The following is a 3650-nucleotide window of genomic DNA, read 5'->3' on the forward strand; positions in this document are numbered from 1 at the left end:
AGACAAAAAAGCGAAAATGCTCAGTTGGTACTGGCGACTAAAGAACAAGCTGAAGAACTGCGGCAACTACGTGCAGAACAAAGTACCAACCACACCGAAATTGCAAAACAACGCGGTGTGATTGAGCATCTGCAGGAGCAACTGAGCAAAACAGAAGTTCAAGCGAAGGCGCTAGCCGCTGATAACCGCCAATATCAAAAAACTGCGGAGCTAGCTCAAGCAAAATCCGACAGACAAAAAAGCGAAAATGCTCAGTTGGTACTGGCGACTAAAGAACAAGCTGAAGAACTGCGGCAACTACGTGCAGAACAAAGTACCAACCACACCGAAATTGCAAAACAACGCGGTGTGATTGAGCAGCTGCAGTTGCAACTTACCAAAGCCGAACAACGGGAAAACCTACTGTTAGGAAAACTACCGCAAAACACAGTGTCACAAGTGGATGCAACACCTGAAAGACCATTGAAAGGAACACATTACACCATAGATAACATGCTCAGTACGTCAGCAGATGATGCCAAAGTGACGCTGATGAATCTGGCTGAACGTTATCCAACAGAAGCTAAAGACATGGCAGAAAAGCTTATTCACACCATTGAGTCAAATAAGTTAGAAAACAAGTCCACGTTACTTAAAGCGGCCAAGATAGCGCTTAATAAAGCGAATAAAAACTTAGCGAAATAGTTGTATCCGTTCAGGTTCTACAGGGTAATTTGAGCCACTCTAACTAATAGTGTTTCAACCATGCCTGGTGATCTTGGCCTCTCCTTCGCCCTGGGACTGTCCCAGGGCATTTTTTTGCGGTATTGTGAAACAAAACTCTAGTGTTTTGATTCAAAGGCGCGAAAATGCTCAAAAAATCTACTGCCGCGACCGCTGCTCGGACGCCGAAAAAATCCCCCCGGAATGGCGCCATTATGCCAGGTCAAAATCCGGTACCCAAAACACCAGGTGTAGATAACGACCGCAGCAATGAAATGCGGCTTTATGATGATCACGGCCAACGGTTGTATTTGACGAGCGATGAACGCCGGCGCTTTCTCGATGCCGCCAGTTTTGAAAGCCCCGCCGAGCGCATGTTTTGTCATGTATTGCATTATACGGGGTGCCGCCCGTCAGAAGCATTGGCGCTGACGGCTGATAATGTGCGGCTCGATGCGGGCGAAATCGTGATCCGCAGCCTCAAGAAACGCAAACTGGACACCAAGGGCCGAGAACGTAAGCCGCAGTTTCGCGCTGTGCCTGTGCCAGCGGCTTTGTTAGAGCATCTTGATTTGGTGTTTGCTTTGCGAGCGTCAGCTCGCCTTAGCCGCGCTAGCGGCCAGCAAACAGGGCGTTTATGGGATATGTCGCGGCCAACGGCTTATCGCCTGGTTAAACGTGTGATGGACAGAGCAGGGATCACAGGCGCACAAGCCACAGGCAAAGGCTTGCGCCACGGCTTCGGTGTAGCGCTGGTGATGGCAAAGCCGCCCGTGCCATTGCATGTGATTAGCCAGCTGATGGGACACGCTGACAGCAAGACAACAGAGATCTACTTACAAGTGATCAATGACGAGCGGCGAGCGCTCATTATGGGCGCGTGGGGGCAGGGCAGCTAACACTATATATTGTGGTGTATCAGCTGCGACCGAATACTAGATATTGATTTTATACTGGAGTGCTGTTGAGCTCCTTATCGATCAATGTTAAGACGATCGTCAATGCGTGATGCCAGTTTTTCATTTCTAATTCATCATCGTTCACGGTGAAGTCGAACACCCCTTGGCCGTTAAATGTAACGGTTGCCACTTCATTAGCTTCATCGTTCACTACTCGGCTAAAGATTAATACCCCTTTGCAGCTGCCTGCGGTGACGCGCATACCCAATGCAATTTGATACTGGCGGCCATAGGCCGTTATGGCGATTGGGTCATGAGGCTCAAGCGGGTTAGGTTGCTCTATCATAAAATGTTTTAGCTCAAATTTGCTTATGTCTTCTTTCGCTAAACATTTCTTGAACGCTATAAACAACTCTAGGAATTGACCATAACGGTTTTGGTAGCCTCTGAACTTGTCAGTTAGCGTGGGTAATGGATTCACGGATAACGCTCCTTCTATGTGTCGTTTAGTGCGGCTGCTGTATAACCAGCTACGCTACAATCGATAATTGCACAACCTATTATCTGGTGCCAATTAACATTGGTTAGTTTGTGATCATTGGAGGAATGGCAGCTAAGACGAGAATTAATTTTTGTTGCTGAAATCCGTTTTCCGAAAATACGCTAACATCAGTTCTAAGCGTTATGTGACGCGCAAACAAAATGGAATAGTAGTATGAAAAAATGGACACAAGCAGAGTTACGACTTTTAATCAGCACGATAACGCTGATCACTGCAGGGTTGAAAATGTTGATTGTGATGTTGAGCTAAATAGCACGATATATGAAGAAAATAGCCACCATTTAGGTGGCTATTAAGAATGTTAAGGATGGATAAGAGTGTAAATCTCAGAGGCCAATCGCTCTGATTGCTCTTTAATCTGCAGAGGCCAATAGTCCGGCCATGACTCAGGGCTACTTTCTGGGAACGGAGTGTCTAAAATCCGGCGCGAAACTATAGCTTTGACAGCCGCTTCAATATTTGAGGCACAATGTGGACACAATACCACCCCGTTATCTAAATATGGGGTTTGTGGGAATACTTCGCCGTGCCGCCTCATGAGACAAAATTTTATACAGCATTCGGCATAACCGCAAAGTAGTCCCTGCACACAATGGGTTAAAATTCGATCTAGCTCGTAATACTCTCCGACTCTTATCTGCGCAATCTTTGCTCGAAAATCTTCATTCATGAGAACTATCAAATAATAAATCTTAACTAGATTATAACTCTTTACTGTTATAATACAACAATTATTTTTCTCAAAATTTAGCTGAATTTTAGTGTGAAAATCTCTTGAATATGTAACTTATGTATAAGAAAATAGAATGTGTTAAGTGGTGCTATTTTTTTTGAAATAAATAATTCGGAGCAAAAGGCATATGTTTAGTGATGCTATTTTATCTAAAAATAGATCCGAAATCTTAACACGGAATATGATAAATGTGCTGTTACCTGGGGGAGAATCTTTGGAACGGATGGCATACCTTTTAGCGATTACAAAAATTGGGGTAACCTGTTCGCAGGCACTCATTTATCGGTACGTTGATGGTTACCCTGCTCCAAGGGCCTATAGAAAAGCTGGGGTACAGCGACAAAATTATGAAAAAGCAGATAATCGACTCAAAGAAGTAGCATGGTTATCTGCTCAGGCTGAGATGGCCTCTACACAAATTAAATAATTGTTGTGTGTGGATATGAAACATTTTCAAGATAAATGAATATTAAGGGATGTATGAAAAATAGAAGTTTTGTTGTTTTCCTATTTATGGTTTTTCTTATACAAGAAACTGTTAGATGGTGCTGGTTATGGATTGAAAATTACCAAGTTCATGAGTATCCATACAAAATCACTGCAGCATTCTATCATTTTTCAATCCAGATTAGTTGGAATGAACTTGTTTCAATAAAAAATCATATTAATCAAGCAATTGTTAATTCCACAGGGTATCATAATCTTGGAATAGCAATAAGTTATGGGTTTTTCATTGCAGCAATTGGTATAATAG

The 3650-nt window shown here is 43.4% G+C and carries 5 protein-coding genes; 4 read left to right on the plus strand and 1 reads right to left on the minus strand.

Going from position 1 to position 3650, the window contains the following annotated elements:
- The coding region (locus J3L11_RS18285) for a hypothetical protein (RefSeq protein WP_207571913.1) at positions 1-684 on the plus strand (684 nt) is incomplete at its 5' end.
- Positions 685-848: 164 nt separating this feature from the next.
- Positions 849-1601, plus strand: coding sequence for a site-specific integrase (locus J3L11_RS18290; RefSeq protein WP_242695333.1), 753 nt, complete (start codon positions 849-851; stop codon positions 1599-1601).
- 49 nt (positions 1602-1650) lie between these two features.
- Here J3L11_RS18290 and J3L11_RS18295 read toward each other — a convergent pair whose 3' ends face one another.
- Complete coding sequence (locus J3L11_RS18295; RefSeq protein ID WP_207571914.1) at positions 1651-2082, minus strand: hypothetical protein; 432 nt, start codon at positions 2080-2082, stop codon at positions 1651-1653.
- Between the two features lie 941 nt (positions 2083-3023).
- Here J3L11_RS18295 and J3L11_RS18300 point away from each other — a divergent pair.
- Together J3L11_RS18300 and J3L11_RS18305 are read left to right on the plus strand one after the other, a co-directional pair.
- Positions 3024-3323, plus strand: coding sequence for a hypothetical protein (locus tag J3L11_RS18300; protein WP_207571915.1), 300 nt, complete (start codon positions 3024-3026; stop codon positions 3321-3323).
- Positions 3324-3376: 53 nt separating this feature from the next.
- The coding region (locus J3L11_RS18305; protein WP_207571916.1) for a hypothetical protein at positions 3377-3650 on the plus strand (274 nt) is incomplete at its 3' end.

This window comes from Shewanella sp. 4t3-1-2LB, assembly GCF_017368415.1.
Taxonomy (GTDB): Bacteria; Pseudomonadota; Gammaproteobacteria; order Enterobacterales; family Shewanellaceae; genus Shewanella; species Shewanella fodinae.